General features: G+C 35.5%; 25 protein-coding genes. 5 read left to right on the forward strand and 20 right to left on the reverse strand.

From position 1 onward, the window contains the following. The first annotated feature begins 110 nt into the window (after nucleotides 1–110). The gene (locus CQ046_RS11080; RefSeq protein ID WP_105702296.1) at nucleotides 111–608 is read left to right on the forward strand and encodes a DinB family protein; all 498 of its coding nucleotides are present in this window, start codon (nucleotides 111–113) and stop codon (nucleotides 606–608) included. A 57-nt stretch (nucleotides 609–665) separates the two neighbouring features. On the opposite strand, the gene CQ046_RS11085 is transcribed toward CQ046_RS11080, so the two are convergent. Next, nucleotides 666–3,377, reverse strand: coding sequence for a carboxypeptidase-like regulatory domain-containing protein (locus CQ046_RS11085; RefSeq protein ID WP_105702297.1), 2,712 nt, complete (start codon nucleotides 3,375–3,377; stop codon nucleotides 666–668). 452 nt (nucleotides 3,378–3,829) lie between these two features. Here CQ046_RS11085 and CQ046_RS11090 point away from each other — a divergent pair, with 452 nt between their 5' ends. After that, the gene (locus CQ046_RS11090) at nucleotides 3,830–4,711 is read left to right on the forward strand and encodes a cupin-like domain-containing protein (RefSeq protein WP_105702298.1); all 882 of its coding nucleotides are present in this window, start codon (nucleotides 3,830–3,832) and stop codon (nucleotides 4,709–4,711) included. A 58-nt stretch (nucleotides 4,712–4,769) separates the two neighbouring features. Here CQ046_RS11090 and CQ046_RS11095 read toward each other — a convergent pair whose 3' ends face one another. The 15 genes from CQ046_RS11095 to CQ046_RS11170 all read right to left on the reverse strand — a co-directional run bounded on the left by CQ046_RS11095 (nucleotide 4,770) and on the right by CQ046_RS11170 (nucleotide 17,069). Beyond that, nucleotides 4,770–6,494 carry a hypothetical protein gene (locus CQ046_RS11095; protein ID WP_105702299.1) on the reverse strand — a complete coding sequence of 575 codons (1,725 nt, stop codon included), beginning with the start codon at nucleotides 6,492–6,494 and terminating at the stop codon, nucleotides 4,770–4,772. Between the two features lie 122 nt (nucleotides 6,495–6,616). Beyond that, nucleotides 6,617–7,345: a metallophosphoesterase family protein gene (locus CQ046_RS11100; protein WP_105702300.1), complete on the reverse strand. Its 729-nt coding sequence runs from the start codon at nucleotides 7,343–7,345 to the stop codon at nucleotides 6,617–6,619. Nucleotide 7,346: 1 nt separating this feature from the next. Next, complete coding sequence (locus CQ046_RS11105) at nucleotides 7,347–7,889, reverse strand: RNA 2'-phosphotransferase (RefSeq protein WP_105702301.1); 543 nt, start codon at nucleotides 7,887–7,889, stop codon at nucleotides 7,347–7,349. Nucleotides 7,890–7,899: 10 nt separating this feature from the next. Then, entirely contained in the window at nucleotides 7,900–8,841 is a 942-nt protein-coding gene (locus tag CQ046_RS11110; RefSeq protein WP_105702302.1) for an ADP-ribosylglycohydrolase family protein, read from the reverse strand. Next, nucleotides 8,841–9,527, reverse strand: a complete 687-nt coding sequence (locus CQ046_RS11115; protein WP_105702303.1) for an SIR2 family NAD-dependent protein deacylase — start codon at nucleotides 9,525–9,527, stop codon at nucleotides 8,841–8,843. Before CQ046_RS11115 ends, CQ046_RS11110 begins: the two co-directional genes overlap by 1 nt. Further along, nucleotides 9,524–10,108 (reverse strand): hypothetical protein, encoded by a 585-nt coding sequence (locus CQ046_RS11120; protein ID WP_105702304.1) that lies wholly within the window; start codon nucleotides 10,106–10,108, stop codon nucleotides 9,524–9,526. Before CQ046_RS11120 ends, CQ046_RS11115 begins: the two co-directional genes overlap by 4 nt. A gap of 15 nt (nucleotides 10,109–10,123) precedes the next feature. Then, complete coding sequence (locus CQ046_RS11125) at nucleotides 10,124–10,759, reverse strand: DUF4291 domain-containing protein (protein WP_105702305.1); 636 nt, start codon at nucleotides 10,757–10,759, stop codon at nucleotides 10,124–10,126. After that, nucleotides 10,756–11,988, reverse strand: coding sequence for a TIGR02452 family protein (locus CQ046_RS11130; RefSeq protein WP_228406931.1), 1,233 nt, complete (start codon nucleotides 11,986–11,988; stop codon nucleotides 10,756–10,758). Before CQ046_RS11130 ends, CQ046_RS11125 begins: the two co-directional genes overlap by 4 nt. A 12-nt stretch (nucleotides 11,989–12,000) precedes the next feature. Then, nucleotides 12,001–12,471, reverse strand: coding sequence for a macro domain-containing protein (locus CQ046_RS11140; RefSeq protein ID WP_105702306.1), 471 nt, complete (start codon nucleotides 12,469–12,471; stop codon nucleotides 12,001–12,003). Nucleotides 12,472–12,533: 62 nt separating this feature from the next. Next, complete coding sequence (locus CQ046_RS11145; RefSeq protein WP_105702307.1) at nucleotides 12,534–13,610, reverse strand: adenylosuccinate synthetase; 1,077 nt, start codon at nucleotides 13,608–13,610, stop codon at nucleotides 12,534–12,536. Between the two features lie 57 nt (nucleotides 13,611–13,667). Beyond that, nucleotides 13,668–14,522 (reverse strand): hypothetical protein, encoded by an 855-nt coding sequence (locus tag CQ046_RS11150; RefSeq protein WP_105702308.1) that lies wholly within the window; start codon nucleotides 14,520–14,522, stop codon nucleotides 13,668–13,670. 2 nt (nucleotides 14,523–14,524) lie between these two features. Further along, nucleotides 14,525–14,860: a hypothetical protein gene (locus tag CQ046_RS11155; protein ID WP_105702309.1), complete on the reverse strand. Its 336-nt coding sequence runs from the start codon at nucleotides 14,858–14,860 to the stop codon at nucleotides 14,525–14,527. A gap of 76 nt (nucleotides 14,861–14,936) precedes the next feature. Beyond that, nucleotides 14,937–15,485 (reverse strand): 2OG-Fe(II) oxygenase, encoded by a 549-nt coding sequence (locus CQ046_RS11160; RefSeq protein ID WP_105702310.1) that lies wholly within the window; start codon nucleotides 15,483–15,485, stop codon nucleotides 14,937–14,939. A 29-nt stretch (nucleotides 15,486–15,514) separates the two neighbouring features. Then, nucleotides 15,515–16,057, reverse strand: coding sequence for an NADAR family protein (locus CQ046_RS11165; protein WP_105702311.1), 543 nt, complete (start codon nucleotides 16,055–16,057; stop codon nucleotides 15,515–15,517). A gap of 316 nt (nucleotides 16,058–16,373) precedes the next feature. After that, nucleotides 16,374–17,069 carry an NUDIX hydrolase gene (locus CQ046_RS11170; RefSeq protein WP_105702312.1) on the reverse strand — a complete coding sequence of 232 codons (696 nt, stop codon included), beginning with the start codon at nucleotides 17,067–17,069 and terminating at the stop codon, nucleotides 16,374–16,376. Between the two features lie 123 nt (nucleotides 17,070–17,192). Here CQ046_RS11170 and CQ046_RS11175 point away from each other — a divergent pair, with 123 nt between their 5' ends. Continuing rightward, on the forward strand, nucleotides 17,193–17,837 hold the full coding sequence (locus CQ046_RS11175; protein ID WP_105702313.1) for a DUF1579 domain-containing protein: 645 nt from the start codon (nucleotides 17,193–17,195) through the stop codon (nucleotides 17,835–17,837). Between the two features lie 56 nt (nucleotides 17,838–17,893). Here CQ046_RS11175 and lepA read toward each other — a convergent pair whose 3' ends face one another. From lepA to CQ046_RS11195, 4 genes are all read right to left on the reverse strand, one after another. Continuing rightward, complete coding sequence (gene lepA / locus CQ046_RS11180) at nucleotides 17,894–19,690, reverse strand: translation elongation factor 4 (protein ID WP_105702314.1); 1,797 nt, start codon at nucleotides 19,688–19,690, stop codon at nucleotides 17,894–17,896. Nucleotides 19,691–19,859: 169 nt separating this feature from the next. Beyond that, a complete protein-coding gene (locus CQ046_RS11185; RefSeq protein WP_105702315.1) occupies nucleotides 19,860–20,375 on the reverse strand; it encodes a hypothetical protein in 516 nt (171 codons plus the stop codon). A gap of 6 nt (nucleotides 20,376–20,381) precedes the next feature. Continuing rightward, nucleotides 20,382–20,924, reverse strand: a complete 543-nt coding sequence (locus CQ046_RS11190; protein WP_105702316.1) for a hypothetical protein — start codon at nucleotides 20,922–20,924, stop codon at nucleotides 20,382–20,384. Nucleotides 20,925–20,941: 17 nt separating this feature from the next. Continuing rightward, the gene (locus CQ046_RS11195) at nucleotides 20,942–21,493 is read right to left on the reverse strand and encodes an RNA polymerase sigma factor (protein ID WP_105702317.1); all 552 of its coding nucleotides are present in this window, start codon (nucleotides 21,491–21,493) and stop codon (nucleotides 20,942–20,944) included. A 177-nt stretch (nucleotides 21,494–21,670) separates the two neighbouring features. Between CQ046_RS11195 and CQ046_RS11200 the strand changes: the two genes are divergently transcribed. Together CQ046_RS11200 and CQ046_RS11205 are read left to right on the forward strand one after the other, a co-directional pair. Then, entirely contained in the window at nucleotides 21,671–22,420 is a 750-nt protein-coding gene (locus CQ046_RS11200; RefSeq protein ID WP_105702318.1) for a Rossmann-like and DUF2520 domain-containing protein, read from the forward strand. Further along, entirely contained in the window at nucleotides 22,410–22,928 is a 519-nt protein-coding gene (locus tag CQ046_RS11205) for a KdsC family phosphatase (RefSeq protein ID WP_105702319.1), read from the forward strand. Before CQ046_RS11200 ends, CQ046_RS11205 begins: the two co-directional genes overlap by 11 nt. Nucleotides 22,929–22,936 lie beyond the last annotated feature (8 nt).

A 22,936-nucleotide genomic window follows, 5' to 3' on the forward strand; every position in this document is an offset into this window, starting at 1 on the left:
GCAACATATTTCTCCAATTTATATTTTGTGATGATTAAAAAATTATGATTCTCTTAAAACAGTTTCATTTTTAAAACACTTACCTTTAAGTTTCTAAAAAACAAAATATTATGGACACGTTATCTCAATTAAAATCCGAACTGGAGGGAGAGTTCCAAACCACCAAAAAATTTATTGAACTGTTCCCAGAAGGAAAAAATGACTTCGCTCCTCATGAAAAAAGTATGAAACTGATGCCTCTTGCTACTCATCTTGTGGAAGTTTTTGAATGGCCGAATACCATTTTAAATACTTCCGAGCTGGATTTTGGCAAAGGAGACTACAAACCAACCATCCTTTCTACAAAAGAAGATCTTATGAAAAAGCTGGAAGATGATTATCAGGCTGGCAAAAAGGCTCTTGAAAGCAGTACAGAAGACGATCTGAATCCCAGCTGGACTATTAAAAATGACGGCCACGAACTGGCAAGCTGGAGCAAATACGGAGCGATTCGCCATGCTTTAAACCAGATTACCCATCACAGGGCCCAGCTGGGAGTGTATTACAGACTGAATAATATTCCTTTGCCAGGAAGCTATGGGCCTTCAGCAGACCAGCAAAGTTTTTAATTTTAATACATCATTATATCTCAACAAAAAACCAATCCGGATGGATTGGTTTTTATTTTATTTAAAGTTGAATTTTACGGTAAACATTACCTGGCTAGGGCGGAGCTGCATTGTAGTCTGTGTAATTGTTGCATCCCCAACACTTATTTTTTCAAATACTTTTCTGTCTGCAATATTCATCCATTTCAATTCAAAGTCAACTTTTTTCTTAGTCCAGCTGAATTGATAGGAAACATCAAAAAAGCCATTGTTTAATTTTGTCTGACCTAGTTTTGAGTTGATCTGATCCCAATAAAAGCCAATCGTATGATTTTCTAAAGGATAGAAAAATACATTCAAATTATGAGTGTAGTTTTCTGTCTTTCCAAGGTCGCTCTGGATAATTCCATTGCTTTGTTTATTCCAAGATTTAGTCATATTGAAATCAACACTCATCCATGAAAAATAGGTATTATTGAATTTAAACCCTAAGGTATTTCCGTTATTTTTTGTATTGATATCCTGATCGTTTCTTCTTGATTGTGATTTTGAACTGGTATCATTAAATGTTAATGATGCATTTGTCTTGAATTTTGGAAAGTATTTTCCAATTTCAGCATAAAAGCTATTACTTGTTCTTTTATTTTCGCTTTCTATATATTCAATAACGCTAAATCCTAATTCATTGACTGCACTTGATGCCAATAAGTTATTTTTTGTATCGCTTAGTCTGTATCCTACATTAAAAAATAGATTGTTCAATGGATTTCTGTACTCCAATCTTAAACCTCCATTTTTTGTATTGGTTTCTGGTATTGGGTTTTTAGGATTCATCACATTAAACCCTCCCGGGCTTGTTAGAATATATCCTGCATAAGCAGTTTGAATATCTCCAAAATTATTGCTGATTCCTGCATTCACACTCGCTTTAAAGAATGAAGCAAATGAATATTGAGCAAAAACATTTGGCGTAAATGTTACTTTACTTAATGATTTGGAAACATTCCTAAAAGCATCTTCGGCTTTGATATGGTTGAAGTTTACCGGAAAGCTTGAAAATAAGCTCCATGATTCAGATTTATAATTAATTCCCACGGAAGCTGATGGATTGATTCTCGTGAATTTCAAATCATTTTCATAAGCTAAACTTGCAAAATCCGGTTTATTTCCTACTGTACTTCCATCAAAGTTTGTTGTCAGGTTATCAGTTGAAAGATCAAATCCTACTTGGGGTGTAAATGTCCATCCCTTTGTAGAGAAACTGATATTTGCAGAATGTGAAGTGTCTAAAGATTTGATTCTAAAATATTGTAAAGCTGTACTTCCAGGTGTGAAATCTATTGTCTTTAAAGGACCTTTAAGTGAATCCCTATAAGGAAACTGCAAGTAATTTGCAGGGCTAATTTCTAATGTTTGTCTATCATCCTGATAACTTATATAAGACTTAAAGTTCACCATTTTTTCTTTCCAAGGAATGATTGTACTTAAAGAGTTCTGAAAGGATGTAGTAGGTGACTCTAAAGCTTCATTTCCAAATCTAGAGCCGGTTTTATCATTTCTTTCCGCAAAAGCTCTGTCTGCGTTCCAGAACTGAGAAAATGTGGTAGTATTTTTAAAGAATCCTTTTTTAGCATTTTTAGTGAATATCAATTCGCCTTTCAATTTATCTGTATAGAAATTGTTCAGGAATCTTGTATTATACTGTGTTCCTTGCTGAATATCTCTGGTAATACTATTCGACTCTCTTTCCACTGCATTATTAGTATAGTTTGCATTGGCTTTAAGTTCCCATTCTTTCTTTTTATCAATATTAGTAAGATAATTCGCTGACAGATAATGAACACTGTTCATCAAATATCGTTTTACCGGAAGATCTGGTACCGTTGCATTTTCTACATCTAACCAGTTATTTTGTGAAATATTACTTCTTCTTCCTTCCCATGAGCTACCAAAAGCCAGAATATTCCCTTCATTTTCCACCTGTTCACCCATATTATTGGTTTTGTAATTGACTACCCACTGGCTTTTCTGTCCGAAAAACATGGGGGTTAGCTTTACATTCCAAAGCCATGGATCTCCGAAGCCCGTTCCTACTTCTCCTCTACCTGTCATGGTAACGGAGTTTTTCAGCTTGATATTGATGGCTGCCTGATCTGAAGGTACTTTGTCTTGAAGGATTTTTACCGGCTGGTGATTTTCTAGAACTTCTACTTTCTGTACTGCATCTTTTGGAAGAGAGTTGTTGATGGTTCCATAACCTCCTTCCATAAGGTCTTTTCCGTTTACATAAAATTTATTGATGGCAGTTCCCTGATATAGGACTGTTCCGTCGGGATTTACTTCAATTCCCGGCATCTTTTTCATTACATCTGCCAGGGTTCTGTCGTTTTTACTGTTGAATGCTTTAAGATCGTATGAAATGGTATCCCCTTTTGCGGTAATCATTTTTGTTTTCAGCTGTACTTCTTTAATTTCTGTGGCTTCAGACTGCATTTTGAAATTCAGGTTCTGATCACTATTGCTGATTTGCTTGGTAAGAGGTTTCTGATTGAAAGCTTTCACTTTAAGATCTACATTAGATTCTGCGGAGGTGAAAGTTACTTTATATTCTCCCTTGGAATTGGTAATTCCGTAAGCCAGAATAGCATCTTTACCAGGTTCTTCTATAGTCACACTGGCACTTGGTATGGCTACCCCATCATCATCTGTGATTTTTCCTGATACCGTTTTCTGTGCAAAAGTAAGCACAGTAAAGAAAAGCATCAGAAATAAAGAAATATTTTTTTTCATACTTATTATTTGCTCAATTAGTTAATCATTCTCGTTTTTTGTTACACTTCCTATAAAGATGAATTTTATAGATAAAGGTTAAATCTTTATCACTACAAACATAGTGATATTTTTTAAACTGTTGAATATTTTTCAAAAATGATGTCTCTTTTTTATCAATTTTAATTCTGCCTGTTAATTTTTATACAGCTGATTGTTTTCCTTCAAAAATTATATTTGGCATGCAAAATCTTCAAAATTTTTCATCATTTATTTTTTTAAAATTTGATAACAAAATATGGATGAACATTATCATATTGAGCATGATAAAAGCAATTTTCAGCAAAAGAGAAAACACTAAAATTCTTATTTAGACTAGATAGTAAAATCTGATTTGAATCATAGATTAAAAAAAAATTAAACCCTATTCCATAAATATATATTTAATAATTTTGTAACATAAAATTTATAAAATGGGAATTATTTTAAAGCCTATAGATGTTGTAGAAGACATTTCGAAAGAAGAATTCTACGAAAAATATCTGAAGCCAAGAAGGCCCGTTGTCATCAGGAATATGGCAAAAAACTGGCCGGCTTACCAAAAATGGACGATGGAATATATGAAGGAGGTTGTAGGAGATGTGGAAGTTCCGCTATATGACAGCTCAAAAGCAGATCCCTCTGCTCCCATCAATGCTGCTGCCGCAAAAATGAAGTTTGGAGATTATATAGATCTTATACAACGTGAGCCTACTGACCTCAGAATATTTCTTTTTGATCCAATAAAATATGCTCCTAAGCTTTTGGATGATTATATTTCTCCCAAAAAATTAATGGGTGGCTTTCTGGATAAATATCCCAATATGTTCTTTGGTGGAAAAGGATCTGTAACGTTCCTTCACTTTGATATTGATATGGCTCATATCTTCCACACTCACTTTAACGGAAGAAAACACATTCTTCTTTTTGATTACAAATGGAGAGAAAGACTTTACCAGATACCTTATGCAACTTATGCACTGGAAGATTATGATATTGAAAATCCAGACTTCACAAAATTCCCGGCGCTGGATGGTGTAGAAGGAATTGAGTGCTATCTTGAGCATGGTGATACATTATTCATGCCTACAGGATGGTGGCACTGGATGAAATATCTGGACGGAAGTTTCTCTATTTCTCTAAGAGCATGGGACAAATCATGGGCGGTAAAAGCACACTCTCTTTGGAATCTTACGGTACAGCGTAAATTTGACGATATTATGAAGTCTAATTTCAAAAAGAGTTACATGGACTGGAAAGAGAAAATGGCCGTTAAAAGAGCAGAAATTGCCTTGAAGAGAGGCTTACCAAGATAATTAAAAAGACGTTTCGATGGAAACGTCTTTTTTAGTTTATTTATTCAATATCAATAATTTACAACACTCTGTAAACAGGATACTGTCTGAATGTTTTTTCTTCAAAATAAGGGGAATGTCTGTACACCCAGTCTAACTGTGCATCTCCATCTTCAGACAATTTTTTATCTGATGCTTTAGCTGCTTCAAAAGCGTCTTTCAGTTTTTTGTCTTTTTTCAAGAGTTCAGCTGCTGTGTCTTCGAAAATATAGGCAGAATAATATTCTTTCTGAGCGAGAATTCCATCAAAGAAATTCCAGTTGAAAAATGAATCTAACGCTTCAGGTTCAAGGGTTTCTATAATATATTTTACACCAGCCTGATTGGTAGAAACGAGGTAGTCTCCTGCTGCAAATGTCATATTTTTATGGGAAGCATCAACCGCAGTTTCAAAATGCAGATAATGCCCTTCGTAAGGGTTTTTAACGGTTTTAAAGTCTTTGATATTATAGGACTCCACCGCCATCGTGCTGTCTTTCTGTGTCGGTTTCATCTGAATTTTATTTCTTTTAAATTCTTCAATCACACGGTACTGTGACTGTGGAATCACATAATACTTCGGAATGGTAATATATCCTGTAGGAACAGCAGTAGTAAAGAGTTTTATATTCTTGGTAAAGGGCTTGTTTCTATCATAATAGAGCCTTGGCTTTCCTGAAACTTCACTGGGTTTATATTTTCCTTCATATCCTTTAAAATCCATCGTAGAGAACTTTGTAGAATCTATTTTCCAACGGATGCCGTATTGTTTTCCTGCCTGATATTGTTTTAAATTTTCAATGCGAAGCTGCTTTACTTTCTGATAGTCTTTATCTAAATTCTGCAGGTTGACCAGCATATATTTGTAAGTAGCATCTACTCTTTTGTCATAAGGCTTCAGCATATGGGTTTCGGGAACGGTTCCTAAAGAATTGAAAAGAGACATATATCCTGTAGAGTATCTCGGAGAGTCTTCAAATGAAGCAAACCCTACTTCGGGAACATCTCCGTGAATATTGACATAAGGAGTACTTTCATAGCCTAATTTCTTCATATCCTCAAGGTTTTTAGCCTGATAATCATTATAGAAATAATTTCCGAGGATATTTCCAAGACGCTCTTTAAAGGTAGAAATATAGGTGAATGTATATTGATAATCTGCTCCGTTGCTTACATGGTTATCTATGAAAACATCCGGTTTTAACCATTGATAGATTTCCTGAAAGCTTCTTGCATTTTTAGAATCTGCCTTGATAAAATCTCTGTTCAGGTCATAATTTCTTGTATTTCCCCTGAAACCATACTGTTCCGGACCGTTTTGATTGGCTCTGGAATAGGAACCTCTGTTCAGCATTCCACTTACATTATAAGCGGAAATTGCGGCAATGATAAAATTCTGTGGAGTTTTGATTTTCTTGACAGCAAGATCTCTCATTAACATCATGGTGGCATCTATTCCGTCTGGTTCCCCAGGGTGAATACCGTTATTGACAAAGAGAATGGCTTTGTCTTTTCTTAATTTATCAAGATCTTTTTCAGGAAAAGGGTTATAAACCACTACATAAATGGGTTTCCCATTGTCATCTTCTCCTTTTTTAAGGTATTGAATGGTATTGAAATTTTTGGATAGATCCTGATAGTAGCTGTTCATTTCATCATAGGTAACCGTCTGGTTGCCATTTCCTTTTTCAAAAGGGGTCTGAAATGATTTCTGAGCCAAAAACAAAGTAGAACTCAGGGTGAATAAAAGATATTTCAGTTTCATTGAAGTCATATTTTCAGACTTTAAAATTAATCATCTTTTGTGAAAGGGCGAATAAGCGAAATTGTTTTTAAAATAAAAACCTCACAGGTATTATTACTCTGTGAGGTTTATTCTCTCGTCTTTTAATTTCTTCCATTTTCATTGGGGTACAAGGATGGAAGTGGATCACTTTGCCAGAATTGTTTGGTATCAATATCCATGATGGATAAAGATCCGGTATAAGCTGCTCCGGTATCCATATTCCAGATATTGGCCTTATTGGCCGGTATTTTAATTCCAATTTCAAGAGTGGGAGTATGCCCGATGAATATTTCTTTGTACAAAAGCAGCCTTTTAGGATATAATTCTGAGTTTCTCTGTAATTTTTTATCCATTGCTACAGCGGTTTCCCAGAGCGTTCTGTCCCAACGGTAATTGCTGGAATAAACTTCTTTTTCCGGCCCGTGCATGGAGGCATATCCTGCATGAATAAACAGCCTGTTCTGATCATCAATATGATAATTTTTCATCCTTTGAAAGAATTCGAGATGAATATCCAACTCTTCAAGGGAGTAATCAACATAGCTTTCTATGGTGTTTTTTCCTCCGTTGAAAAGCCATACATCGGGTTTTTGTCCCAATGTCAACCAGTCTTCGCACCATGCATCATGATTTCCTTTGATGAAAATACATTTTTGTTTTTCGGAAAGTTCGATTAAGAACTGAATGATTTGTGAAGACTCACTCCACCCGTCTACATAATCTCCGAGAAAAATCAGCTGATCATTTTGTGTCACGCTTGCTCTTTCAAGAACCTCTTTTAAAGCTTTAAATCCTCCGTGAATGTCTCCTATGACTAATGTTCTGCTCATATTACTTTGAAATATATTTTGCGTCTACAAAATCTGTGAGCCAAACTCCGTTTGCAGACTGGTAGAAAGATAATCCTTCCTGGTGCATCGTTCCGGTTCTGATGGTGAGAATCACAGGTTTACCGTGTCTCATCCCGACCTTTGTAGCGGTCTCTTTATCAGCACTTAAGTGTACATGCTGGCGTGCTCTTTTTTCAATTCCTTTCTCTAAAATGGAAGAGATATTTCCTTCTGCCGTTCCATGATACAGAAATTCAGGAGGTTGTTTGGCTTCCAAATCCAGATCGATATCAATAGAATGTCCCTGACTTGCTCTGATCTTCGTTTTATCTTCGTTAAAAGCAAAACGTTTTTTATTGTTGGTTTCTACTACCTCATCTAATTCTTCGGGAGTAAAATATATTCTTCTTTTGGCTGATTTCGCTCTCAGCTCTTCTACATGTGCCCAACCGTTTTCATCCAGTGTAAGGCCTATACTTTCCGGCTGATGCCTCAAGATCAGGCTTAAAAATTTACTTATTTTTTTCTTTTCTATTTCGTTCATGGTTTGTTTTTTAATTCATTAATTTTTGATGCAGTTTCTCACACAATGCTTCAATATCATCCTTTCTCACCAGCTCAGCAACCCATTCTTGCGGAATATTTTCATATCCATAATAAATTCCTGCAATTCCTCCGGTGATGGCTCCTGTTGTATCTGTATCTTCTCCCAAATTTACTGCTTTTAAAACTGCTTCAGAATAACTTTCGGAGTTGAGAAAGCACCATAGAGAAGCTTCCAGGCTGTGAAGGACATATCCTCCGCTCTTAATTTCATCTTCAGGATATTGGGAAATATCATTTTTTAGAATTCTTCCGAAAAGTTCAATTTCAATTGGATTAAATCCCTGTTTTTCAGCATAATCTAATGCAATTTTTTGTGTATAAGCATATGCTTCTCTTTTGCTCTTCCCTTTCAACAATTGAATAGCAAAAATAACATAGATGAAACAGGCAAAAACAGAACGGAAATGCCCGTGAGTTATTGCTGAGACTTCTTTTACCGTCAGATAGAGTTTCTGAACATCATTTTCATTTTCAAGATAAAAAGCAATAGGAAGAATTCTCATTAAAGAACCATTCCCGTTGTCTTCTTCAAAAATATTTCCTGAAAACTTAGCACTTTCACCTTTGATTAATCTTGCTAAGGCATGTCTTGTCGTTCCTCCGATATCGAAAAGTCTTCCATGGGCTGTCCAATGACCATATTTATTCCATTTGACAAAGCTTTGTCCGATCTTTTCCAGATCATAACCTTTAGTAATTTCTTCTGCAAGACAAAGTGTAAGAGAGCTATCATCACTCCACGTTCCTTTGGGCTGGTTCCAGGACATGTATTCCAGCATTTTTGTTACCGGAGAACGTTTTAAGTCTTCTCTTTTCTTAAATTCCACCGGAACACCAAGAGCATCTCCAATGCAGACACCCATAATTCCGGCTTTTACTTTGTTTTCCATCAGGCTAAATTGACTAATTTATCAAACAATAATTTCATCCCTTGAGTGGCTGTTTCTTTCATTACAACGGCTCTCTGTCCGTATCCAAATCCTGTTTCATTAGGATTGATGACGATTAAAAGACAATCATCTTTGATGTCATGAATCAGTCCGGCAGCGGGATAAACCTGCAAAGAAGTTCCGATTACCAATAGAATATCCGCTTCTTTTACAATTTCTTTTGCTGTCTGATACAAAGGAACATCTTCTCCGAACCAAACGATAAAAGGCCTTAATTGTGCCCCATCTTCAGCTTTGTCACCGATATTGATATCTTCTTTTTGTTCATAAATCATGTTTTTATTATTGCAAGAACATGACTTGAACAGTTCTCCGTGGATATGAAGGATATTGGTAGATCCAGCTCTTTCATGAAGATCATCAATATTCTGGGTAATGATCTGTACCTCAAAATGTTTTTCCAGCTCCGCCAGTAATTGATGAGCTTCGTTGGGCTGTACTTCATGCAACTGGCGTCTTCTTTGGTTGTAAAATTCCAATACCAAAGCTCTGTCTTTTCGCCATCCTTCCGGACTTGCCACATCTGTTACATTATGATTTTCCCAGAGCCCATCTCCGTCTCTGAAGGTTTTTATTCCGCTTTCGGCACTGATTCCTGCGCCGCTTAATATGGTTAGTTTTTTCATTGGTTTTTAATTTTTTCTATTAAAACTTGGAATGCAACAATGATTAGTAAGATTATATAAACAGGGGTCAGCAAGATGCCTAAAAGAATCTTTCCTATTTTTTTCAGTTGATTTGGTCCAAATTTTTCTTTCGTTTTATAGTTAATAAAATCTACAAAATTTTCTTTATTATTAAGCTCTTTATCATATCCCTGCCTGTCAAAATTTGTGATAAAATCTCCAAAAACATACAGGTCAGGAGATTTTGGATCAGATAAATTAAAAAAATAAAAGATTTCAAAATCCTGTCCAACCAGAGGTTCGTAATCAATATTATACTGGAAACAAAAAAGACTTTCCGTACTTAACAAGTCTCTTTTCTTCAAAGTCTCTTTTAATTGTTTCTGATATTTCTTCAGCTTTACAATATCATATTCCACCGGAAAGACATTTGATCTTTTCCCTGCATTCTGAAGATAATAAATATAATTTTCAGGAAACTGCAGATTCAATTCTTTCTGAAGAAAAGCAATTTCCTCAATTGTTAATCCTACATTAGGATCTTCAGGTTGATCTACAAATCTGAAATTATTTTTTTTCACTTTTTAAAAATTCTTTTATCTTAAGTTGAGTTTTTTATTTAAAACCTCATCATCAAATAATAGCGGCTTTTCTTCAGGAACAATCAGATTATCTAGATCATCGTTCAATACAAACTGATATTGTTCTGCCACAAAATCTGAAATATTTTCAATCAGAAGAATATCATCCTTAGCAAAAGTCCTAATAAATTCATTCCGTAAACCAATCTGTATGGCTCTTCTTTCCAGTTTATTTCCAAAAGGATCATGATCCGGATCCCACTGCAATCTCACTGAAGATTCTTTTATCTGCTTCTGCCATTCATCTCTGGCAATCCCAAAACCTGTATTGTAAGAAGAATATACAGAATTTTCCAGATATTTTATAAAAGCTTCTCTCTTCAAATGAATAGCCAAAACACTTTCCTGACCTTCTTTTCTACCCCAGCCATTTCTATACATCATCCAAAGAAAATTTGGCTTTATCCAAGTCATTCTTTCGAGGCTGAAACCTCCGCCTAAGAATTGATTTTTAACTGCAAATTCTCCAATTTCTTTTCTATAAGACTGATACACTACAATTTTCTCATCATCATATTGAGCCATGATGTGATAGCCTTGTTGAGGCCATTCCTGGAGTTGTTCTTTATACTTTCTTAATTTGATATTCATTGTATCTCTTCAAATGGTTTCAGCATTTCTTCTTTTTTGGTAAGTACTGCAAAAACCACTCTTTTAAATTTATTCTTGTATTTTCCCTGAAGATGCTTCCTGAATAATCCTGCAATTTCTTTTGGATCATTTTTAAAAACACCACATCCCCAAGCGCCTAAAATCAGGACTTCATTTCCTTGTTGTAAAGCTAGCGAAAGCATTTTATCCATTCTGAGGTCCATTGCATCAAGGATTTCATGTGCTCTTTCCGGTTCCTGACGTTTTACCACTCCCGCATTAACTGCCGGAGAGGTGATGAAATTACACAGAACAGGTTTAGGAAGCAATTCTCCCTTATCTTTCCTGAAAACGGGAACTTTAGGGCTATAAATCATTGTATCAGTATAAAAACAGGATTCCATTGCACGGTGAATCGTGTAATAATCCCATGCCTGAAGTAAGCTTTCATATAAACCTGAAGTTCTTGCCAGGCTTTCTTCCTGTGCTTCTGCTCCATTGATAAATCCTCCTCCGGGGTTTTTTGCTGATGCAAAGTTCAGACACATGATCTTTTCCTGATTTTCTTCTTCAGCTAATTGTAAAATTGCTTTTAAAGAACTGCATTTCCAGGTTTCAATTTTTGTTTCAAAACTGGCTTCCGGCATCGAAGATTCTTTCATTTCAGAAAGTTGTTCCGGAGTGAAAAGAACGGTTTCTTTTTTACAGATTTCCAGTTCGTTTTCTATATTTATTTTTTCGTTATGTTCGTTGATATAATATTTTTTGGCTAGGATATCTAAGGTATCTTTTGCCATTCCTTTATTTGTCATAGTTAGTTTTTTAATGTTCAACATCAGTTCTTCCAGTTCAGTATTTGCAGCTTTTTCAAAATGATCTCCTATAAATACTTGGGTTACTTTGATATTTCCTACAATTGCTTTATTAAAACCATCCAATTCTTCTGATGGAACCCATAGTTCGTTGTGGTTTATGGCTCCTACATTCTGTGCAGGATATTGATCTGCCACTTCTTCCTGCACTTCAAATTGGGTTACAAAACCAAGATAGTTTCCTGCTTCATCTCTGGTATTCCATTTTTCTGCAATCTCAGAAGCATATTCTTCATTAAGAACGGGATAAAAAATGGGCTGCCAATCTAATCTGGGAGGAAATTCTTTAAATCCGCTTTCTAAGATTAGAATCATTTCTTTTTCTCCTACTGGTCTATATAATGTTGTTGTTTTCATGCTTTTCATTTTTTATTCAAAATCATACACATACACTTCCAAATCATTTGCAAGTAATGTTCTTTCAATAATAGGTTCTATTTCTTCCCATTTTCCTCCTGCCAGTCCACATCCTATTCTTGGCATATGTACTGAAGCTTTTTGTAGTGAAGCTTCATGAGCAAGTTTTAATAAACATTCTTCTACTGCGTCATATCTAATAGGTGGAACATCTGAATGAGTAATGATCTTATGCTGAGCAATCATATTACAAACCCAAATATCTTCTTCTGTCCGGATAATCTGAATTTCGCCAAGATCAAAACCTTCTTTATTTTTAAACCATTCCCTGTACTCTTTTTCCGGCTGTCTCCATCTTTTAGAAATAGCCGTTACAAAGCCTTTTCCCCAACCTCCTATATCGTTACAGATATGAGCAATTATTTTATTTCCTTCTGCATGAGGACGGGTAGCATCTCCCTTTATATATTGTATTGTTTTCATGGTTATTCTTTTCTATTATTAAATATAAAATTAATGCTTTTATTATTTTATTGTCTTCTTCTTTAGAAATTAAAAAGCTGTTTAAAATCTTTTGAATACGGAGAATAAGATCCGTAAACAGCATTAAATTCAACCTCAAGGTTTTCCAGTTTAAATTGTTCATCAATCTGATCCAGACAGGTAACAACTAAATTCTTTTTAGTCGGGAATACATACGCTCCATCAAGCTTTAAGGCATAATTAAGCAGTTTGTAATCTATTTCCCCGGTTCTGAATTCTTTCTGATACTCATTAAATGTACAGGTTTCTTCTTCATTATTTCTCAGATTCATTTCTTTTTCATTGCTCATCCAGCCGCTTCCGTGGCGGGTTGAGTAGCTTCTTGTCACATAGTACATTTCAATGTCTTCAATTTTTAAAAGCCTACAGATCTCGCAGGCATTTTTTGATGTAGTATGTGCATAGGTCACATTGGGAAAAACGCCGTGATCCATATCGAGTAAAATACCCTGACTTCCTTCAAAAATAAGATGATTGAACGAAGCCAGGTAGTTATAATCATTTATTTTCCAGTTAATTGCTTTAATGGCATCTAAAAAAGGCTGTAAAAGTTCTGTGATCTCATTTTCATCTGCAAAACCATAGTAATAGGCAATTCCTTTAAGTTTTTCTATCAGCATTTCTTTGGGTGCTATGAGGTCTATGGCAAATAATTTATAAGGACTTTCGTTTCTTTTCATCGTAGCACCTACTCCTTTTCCACACGTTCCATGTTCAAGATTGCGGGCATTCGTTCTGTTTTGCCATACATCAAAGGGAGTTGTGATTTTCGCCAAGGGATGAATATGCAGCTCCACATTTCCATTCTTTGCCTTTAGCTCTTCTCTTTCATTCAATAGAAAAACCGGATGAATGGTACAATGCTCGGTGAAGTAAGAAGGCAGACCCCGAAGTGCACCGCTCGCAAAACTGGAATGCACATGCTTTTTTTCATCAATCATTACAGTATGTGCTGCCTGCTGTCCTCCTGAAAACCTGATTACAACTGCTTCCGGATGCTGAGAAGCCAGAAAATCTGTGGTTACTCCTTTTCCTTCGTCACCAAAACCAAGTCCTATTACTATTTGCGCCTTTTTCATGTCCTTTTATTTTTTTAAATCCTTAATCACAACATTTCTAATGATAATTCCAGACTTCTAAAGCATTTGAAACCGATCTAAACCTCCCGTTCCTGTTGTTCCGAAACTTTGATTTTTAAATTTATCACAGATGATTCCTTTGATAACGTTGGGAATTTCTCTGTGATCCGCTATCGATACACAGTTTTGACCCAATAACTCTTTCCAGCCTCTGTCTGATCTCAATGCCTGATCGGAATGCAAAACACTAATGTGATATACTTCGTATTTTTTCTTTGCTTCTTCCAGCAGTTCAAAATGTGTGTAGGTTTGCTGACCTTTTCCCATAATTTCTCTGATAGCTGATGCAGAAAGTGTTTTTAAACACGGTTCATCGCCTACGGTAAACAGCAATCCTTTTTGCCCTCTTTTTTCAAAAGCATCTGTTCTGGTATGGAATGCAGCAAAATACCAAGCTAAAAGATAGCTTTCACCCGCATTTCCGCCGCCTCCGGATTCAATATAAGTTCTAGTAAGCCACATATCCAGTTCTTCATCTCCTGACTCGAATTGTCCCACCTGAAGGGGATAACCATCACATTCATGATCTCCAATTCCAAGGAATAATAAGGCTGGATCAGGAACACCGCCCTGAATAATTCCGCCCATTAATTTGGGCAACCCCTCTCTGATCAGTTCGTGAGGAATATGTCCCATACTTCCGGTAACATCCAATCCTAAAATAATAGGAACCGAATGAGGATGAACTTCCGAATCTCTGGATTCTCTGAAAGAAATTCCGTGAGGATTCATAGATTCATGAGCCATTCTTTTGGCATTCTGGGTGAAAATTTCTCCCGCGGATTTTGTTCCGTAACCTGCTTTGCTTGCTCTGTCATAACGAGCGTCTAAATCGTATCTTGTACTTCCCATGACTACAATGTTTTTCCAAATAAATATTCAAATCTCTTTTGAGTTACTTCGAGCTGAATATTCAGATTTCTGATTGTTAATGATAATTCCATATCTTTCTGAACGAATGCTTCGGGATTAAAATCCGCAAAAGTCAGACTGTTTCTGTCTAAAGGACTGATATCAATAAGCCCTTCCTGTTCGCGCTCGAGTTTTTTAATTTTTAATTCGATATCTTCCACTCTGCGCCTGTAAATCAGTTCGGAATCTGCTCCGATGATTTTTGCGCGGTCTTCTCTGATCTGATCATTATTTCTTTGTAATGATTCGATAAATCTGGGTTTTAATTCATCTTCCATGATCAAAAATTTTTATTTGTGTTAATATTACACTAATCAAACAAGACATAGTAATGCCTTTCTCTTTTATGGTGATTTATACTTTTGAATACATTACATCTGTTCTCAAAACATATTTCAATCCACTGATCAGTGTTTTTCCTTCGTGTCTTAACGGATGATGAAAAACAAGGGCGGTCCCTTTCTTTGGAACGACTGTAAACAGGTTTTCAAATTCTGTTTCTCCTCCTTCAAAATCATCATTCAGATAGATCATAAAGGTGTAAAAGCTTTTCTCTTTTTCATTTCTGATATAACTTCCGTCTCTGTGCATTTTGAACTGTTGCCCGGGAGCATATTTATAAGCCCTAAACATTTCATTAAAGTTAAGAAGCTGATATCCATCGTGTTCCTGAGGTATAAATACTGCAGCCCTTTTGAAAAGCTCTTCAGCGATTGTTGTATCAAAAATCATCAGTCGGTCATTATTTCTGATTCCCTTATTCATCTGCTGGCGTCCAAATACATTGATTTTTGCTTCTTCAAAAACCTTTTCCTGAGAAAGACTGATGTAATGATCACATTCCGTTTCAGTCAGAAAATTTTCAATCAGGAATATCTGTGGGTTCAATTCTGTTTTTTCCATAATTAATATTCTGTGTTTGGTTTGTGTTTCTACCTTCTTAATTCATCTCTTACTTCCATCAAAGCAAATCCTAAAAGGTTTTCTCCGTTCCATAATAAAGGATTTTTGGCTCTGTTATCTGTTTCCAGCATTCCAATTCCCCAGATCTTATCATAAGGACTTGCCTCTACGAGAACTTTATCTCCGGCTGACAAAAGAAAGTCTTTAAATTTCTGATTTTGAGAGAACTTCAGGAAATTTCCCTGGGTTACAATTTGATATTTATGCTCATCCCAAAGTTTTGGATCAAAGTTTTTTACTTTTCTGCCCAAAGCTTTTGCCTGATTGGGAGTATTTGCACTTAAGATTTCCTTTTCTGTTTCAGGATCATTAAATAATCTGGCTTTTCCTGCCATCATATAATGTTCTGCTGTTTTATAAGTAATTCCGTTTTCTTCAAAACTTCCCGGAAACCATTGACTGAAACATGATTTGGTAACCATATCCTTTGCGGTGTGTCCCCAGAAAAAGAGAAACTTGATCTTTTCCTTCTTCTGAAAACGTTCTGTAATATTTTGTAGGGTGTATTTCATGATTGCGTTATTTTGACACAAATTTAAAGGAATATGATTTTATTAACCAAATTTATTTGTGTTGATTTTACACTAATAAATTTAACTAATTGATTTACAGTGATAAAAATTTAATTTCAGTAAACACTAATATCACAAATTTTGATCACTAATGACACAAATTTGATGTGTTTAGGCGAAAGCCAATTGAATGATATGGTATAAAAAACGGGCTAAAGCCCGTTCCTATTGATTGAATATATTCTGATACTTTTTGCTCCAAGATATTTGTGAACATTAGTGCTAAATTATTCGTGAAATTTGTGTTTAGATATAACTATTTTATTTCAAAATAAAAACCCTGTTCTTCAAGCTCTTTGTATTTTTCTTTATTGAATGTAAAAAGTTTTCCGGGCCTGCCGCTGCCTTCTTTTTTAACGTTATTGGTTTCGTTAAGAAGACCATAGCTCATGATTTTTTTACGGAAATTTCTTCTATCAATTTCCTGTCCTACAATCGTTTTATAAAGATTTTCAAGATCTGAAAAAGGGAATTCTTCATTGAGAAGATTGAAGCCGATCGGCTGGTACTGAATTTTCGTGCGAAGTCTTTTTAAAGCAGTTTCAATGATTGTTTTATGATCAAAAGCTACTGAAGGAAGTTTATTAATACTGAACCATTGTGCATCTTCCGCATCCGAATCAGCAAACAGTTCATGATAAGAAGGGTTCACAAGTCCCAGATAGGCCACAGAAACCACTCTGTTCCTTGGGTCACGGCCAAGATTACCAAATGTATACAATTGCTCCAAAAAATCGGGCTTTATACCTGCCTCTTCATAGAGTTCTCTTTTTACCGCATCATCTACACTTTCATCATCAAGAACAAGTCCACCTGGTAATGCCCAGCCTCCTTTAAAAGGTTCAATATTTCTTTTAATCAGAAGGATCTGAAGATCTTTTTTGTCAAAATATCCGAAAATAACGGCATCTACAGCCACTTTTATATTCTGTAATTTTTTTGGAGACTCCATAAATTGATTTGCGTTACGAATACACAAAGTTACGATTTATGCCTGTATTAAAAAATAATTTAAGTTATAATAAAAGTTCCTATCTTTAAGTTATCATTATAACATTCTTAAAACTAAACAATTATGAAAAATTTATTAACAATTCTTTCTGTAGCTTTTTTATTAATAGCTTGTGAGAAAGGAAAAACAACAGCTTCTGCCGGTTCTGATAAAACAGATTCTACGGCTTCAAATTCTGAGTGGAAACCTGTAGATTCAGCAACGGCCATGAAAGACTGGATGGCATACTCAACTCCGGGGGAAATGCAAAAAATGCTTGCAAAATCTGATGGAACATGGAACGGAGAAACGTCCATGTGGATGGAAAATGGAGCAAAACCTATGATGAGTAAATCCGAAGCCATTAATAAAATGATGTTTGGCGGACGTTATCAGATCACTAATCACAAAGGTGACTTTATGGGAATGCCTTTTGAAGGGATGAGCATTGTAGGATATGATAATTCAAAGAAGAAGTTTGTCAGTACTTGGATTGACAATATGGGAACCGGAATTATGCATAGTGAAGGAGATTGGAATCCTTCCACAAAATCGGTTGAATTTAAAGGAAAAATGACAGATCCTTCAAGACCTGGAAAGGATTGTGATTTCAGTGAAGTATTCACCTTTGTAGATGATAATACTCAAAAGCTGGAAATGTATGGCCCTGATTCTAAAACAGGAAAAGAGTATAAAACAATGGAAATAAAATATACCCGTAAAAAATAGATTCATAAAAAAACCGCTTCTGACGAAGCGGTTTTTGTTTTATAATAAATTAAAAATTAATCATTTAGCTTTAATACAGCCATAAATGCTGATTGTGGTACTTCTACTCTACCAATCTGCTTCATTTTCTTCTTACCTTCTTTCTGCTTTTCCAATAGCTTACGCTTTCTGGAAATATCTCCTCCGTAACATTTTGCGGTAACGTCTTTTCTTAGAGCTTTAATAGTCTCTCTTGCGATAACTTTCGTTCCTAATGCAGCCTGAACAGCAATATCAAACTGTTGTCTAGGGATCAGCTCACGAAGCTTCTCACACATTCTTTTACCGATGTAGTAAGCATTAGAATCGTGAATCAATGAAGATAATGCATCTACCATATCACCATTGATCAGGATATCCATTTTTACAAGCTTGGAAGCTCTGAATCCGATTGGGTGATAATCGAATGAAGCATATCCTTTAGAGATTGATTTCAGTCTGTCATAGAAATCGAATACAACCTCAGCAAGCGGCATATTGAAAATCAATTCTACTCTTTCTGATGTCAGATAACTCTGATTAACAATTTCACCTCTCTTTTCGATACATAAAGTCATTACTGCTCCTACGAAATCGGATTTTGTAATGATAGAAGCCTTAATGAAAGGTTCTTCTACTCTGTCCATCGTTGAAGGATCCATCATTTCAGATGGGTTGTTGATCAAAATAGGAACTTCAGGTTCTTTTTTAGTATAACCAAAATAAGAAACGTTCGGTACTGTTGTGATCACGTTCATATTGAACTCTCTGTCAAGACGTTCCTGAACAATTTCCATGTGAAGCATTCCTAAGAATCCACAACGGAAACCAAATCCAAGTGCTGCAGAACTTTCCGGCTCGAAAACCAGAGAAGCATCATTCAGTCTTAATTTTTCAAGAGAGAATCTTAATTCTTCAAAGTCTTCGGAATCAATTGGGTAAATCCCGGCAAATACCATTGGTTTTACTTCTTCGAATCCATCAATTGGTCCATCAGCAGGATTTTCAAAAGAAGTGATGGTATCTCCTACTTTTACTTCACGGGCATCTTTAATACCGGAAACCAGATATCCTACATCACCACACTGGATAGTTTTCTTTGGAACCTGTTTCAGTTTCAGAGTACCTACTTCATCAGCTCCATATTCTTTCCCTGTAGCAAAGAATTTGATCTTTTCATTTTTAGTAATACTTCCGTTCACTACTTTGAAATACGCTTCAATTCCTCTGAACGGGTTGTATACAGAGTCAAAAATCAAAGCCTGAAGCGGACCGTCAGGATTTCCTACCGGAGCAGGAATTCTTTCAACAATCTGCTCTAAAAGATGATGAACACCTTCTCCTGTTTTTCCGGAAACTCTTAATACATCTTCATATTCGCATCCGATCAGATTCATAATCTCATCGGTTACTTCTTCAGGATTTGCAGATGGAAGGTCAATTTTATTCAAAATCGGAATGATTGTCAAATCATTTTCCAATGCCAGATACAGGTTACTGATTGTTTGCGCCTGAATACTCTGTGCAGCATCTACAATAAGAAGAGCACCTTCGCAGGCAGCAATAGAACGGGAAACTTCATAAGAAAAGTCAACGTGTCCCGGTGTATCAATAAGGTTTAAGATATATTTTTCTCCTTTATACTCATAATCCATCTGGATCGCATGCGACTTGATTGTAATCCCACGTTCTTTCTCCAAATCCATATCATCAAGCGTCTGAGACTGTAATTCTCTTTGGGTAACGGTATTCGTATACTCCAATAGACGGTCTGCCAGGGTACTTTTACCGTGGTCGATATGAGCGATTATGCAAAAATTTCGTATGTTTTTCATTTAAGAATCTTGTAATTTGCAAAGATAAAAAAAAGCGAGAGATTATTGTCTTTCATTATCTTATTGTATGAATTTATTTAATTTTCGTAATCATGTAATACATTATTTAAATCAAACGGCTCTCACAAAAAGATCTGTGAGAGCCGTCCAACATTAAAAAAATAAACTATTATGGGTTTTGTTTAGGTACTGAAGTGTTATTGTCATGGTTTCCGTGAGGTCTTCTTTCATCCATTTTATCTTTCATCATTTTCTCAGACTGAAACAACTTCAGCACTTTTTGGCAGGGAATCACCTGCTGCATTTTTTCTGCGTATTTTTTTCTGTTATCCAGTAGCTTTTGTCCTACTTCAAAGCTTTGCTGTAATTTAGCTTTTGCTTCATCATCCGTTAAGGTTTCAGGATCAAAGCTTGAGTTAAACTGACTTTTTATCTGCTTCTGGCTTTCCAGATATTCATTATACAATTGAGTAAACTCAGCTTTATCACCAGGGTCTACATTCAGACTTTCCATGATCATATTATTCCTGAATTTCTTGAGGAGGTCTTTTCTCTCTTCCGGAGAAAGATTATTGATGACTTCTTTCCTTTGCTTAGGATCCATTTTCTTCCAGTCATAATCCGTCCTCTGGGCATTTAAGCCAAAGCCGTAAATAATCAAAAACGCAAATAATATCTTTTTCATCTCTTTTTAATTATATATATCCAAATAAACGTCTTGGGTCGAATTACTTGCTAACTCTGCAATTTCAGTGTTAGAAAACGAGTCCAGATACTCATTCATTTGTGTTTCATCTTTTTTGGGTGTTGCTTTTACCGGTTTTGGTGTCTCTGATATTTTTTCAGATTCATCTACACCTTTAGAAGCATAAACATTTTTATAATTTTGATTTTCAACTGTTTGATTATTATTTTCAACAGAAGTTAAATCAGATTTTAAAGTTTCATAAGCCTTCTCGCTCTCTGTCTTTGGTTCTTCATTATTGACAGCATATTCCGTTTTAGCATTCAGTGTTTGCTCCACAGAATCATTATCTGAATTGAAAACATAGGTTGCTCCAAAGATCAAAGCGAGTGATGCCGCTGCAGCATACATCCAATTCAGATTAAAGACAGGTGCTTTTTTACTTGTCTTTATATCATTCATAACGTTCTCCTGAATATTTTCAAACATATTATCAGGAACTGTGTAAATGTTTTTACGCTCTAGTTTTTCTATGTCGAACTCTTTCATCTCTGTTGGGTCAAAAATTATCTTTCGTAATTTTCTTTAATATACTCTTCTATTTTCTGTTTGGCATAATGATAATTTGTTTTCAAAGTCCCTACAGACATATCTACAATTTTTGATATCTCTTCATAGGGCAAATCATCATAATACCTCATCATAAATACCAGTTTCTGCTTTTCGGGCAGGCTCTGTATAGCATTCTGCAGTAAAATCTGTATTTCCTCAGCATCTCCTTCTGTGTTATCAGCAACAAGATTCTGCATGTGATACTCCGGATCTTCATCCGTTTTCTGCATTTTCTTCATTTTATTAACCTGCTGTAGTGCTTCGTTGGTAGCGATTCTGTACAACCAGGTATATAACTGGCTATCATTTTTGAACTGATGAAAATTCTGATATGCTTTAATAAAAGTCTCCTGCAAAGTATCTTGTGCAAGATCTCCATCCACAATAATTCTTCTTATGTGCCAGTACAATCTGCTTTGATAGGCATCCATCAAGGCACGGACTCCCTTATCCTGGGTCCGTGGATTCTGCATCAACGAAATAATCTCCGCGTCCTTAATCTTCATAAGATGCTTTCACTGTTTTGGATTACAAAAATAACTGAAAGTTAAATTAAAAATTCAATTTTCAGATTAAAAATTAATATTATGAGACACTTACGCAATAAACGTGCCTATATGGAGGGATCATATTTCTAAAACCTCTTCCTTTTCAGGCTCATCTTAAAATCTTATATTTGTTATATGCAAATTGTAATAATCGGTTCCGGAAATGTTGCCTATCACATGGCAAAAGCTTTCACTTTGAAAAGTATTCCCCTGGCCCAGATTTTTGGCAGGAACGAAAAAGAATTAAGTAAAATTTCTGAAGAATTGCACATTCCTTATTCCACAGAGCATCTGGAAGAGGCTGATCTTTATATCATCTGTGTAAGTGATAATTCTGTGGAAGAAGTTTCGAAGATCATTACCAAAAAAGACAGTTTGGTAGCCCATACATCGGGATCCCTTCCAAAAGAAGCGCTTTCCGGGGAATACAGGAAATCCAGCTTCTACCCTTTACAGACTTTCTCAAAATCCAAAGAACTGGAATATGAAAAAATACCGTTTTTTGTAGAGGCAGAAAATGAGGAGGATCAGAAAATATTATTCGATCTTGCTTCGAAGATTTCAGAAAAGGTAATGGAAAGCAGCCATGAAAAAAGAAAATATATTCATTTGACAGCAGTTTTCGCCTGTAATTTTGTGAATCATCTTTTTTCAAGAGCTAAAGAAATTTCAGATTCTCAGGAAATTCCTTTTGATTATTTTTTACCGCTGATTGATGAAACAGTGCAAAAAATTTATGAAATTGAGCCTAAGCAGGCACAGACCGGACCTGCAGTGAGAAATGATGTACGGATCTTACAACTGCATGAAGAGTTATTAAAAGACGAAAGTCTCGAAATTTATAAAACAATGAATCATTCTATTCAGAAAATGTATGAGTTATAAAGAGAAATTAAAAGATATTAAAGCATTTGTATTTGATGTAGACGGAGTTTTTACAGACGGAAGTGTTTATCTTCTTCCCGGAGGAAATATGTGCAGGGTAATGAATGTACTGGATGGCTATGCAGTAGTGAAAGCATTAAAAAATAATTATCTGATAGGTGTTATTACAGGAGGAAATGATGAAATGGTAAAGCACAGAATCAATTATCTGGGAATCCAGGATTATTATCCGAAGTCTCACAATAAAATTGAAGATTTTGAGAATTTTAAGAAAAAATATAATCTTAAAAATGAAGAAATTCTGACTATGGGAGATGATCTTCCGGATATTCATATTATGGAAAGTTCAGCTATTGCAGCGTGTCCTGAAAATGCAGTTCCAGAAGTAAAAGGGATCTCCGATTATATTTCCCCTAAAAAAGGAGGAACAGGCGCAGTGCGTGATGTCATTGAACAAGTGATGAAGGTTCAGGGGAACTGGCATGACGATAATACTCAATCTGTATAATGAACGGG

The sequence above is a fragment of the Chryseobacterium sp. MYb7 genome, from assembly GCF_002979455.1.
GTDB lineage: Bacteria > Bacteroidota > Bacteroidia > Flavobacteriales > Weeksellaceae > Chryseobacterium.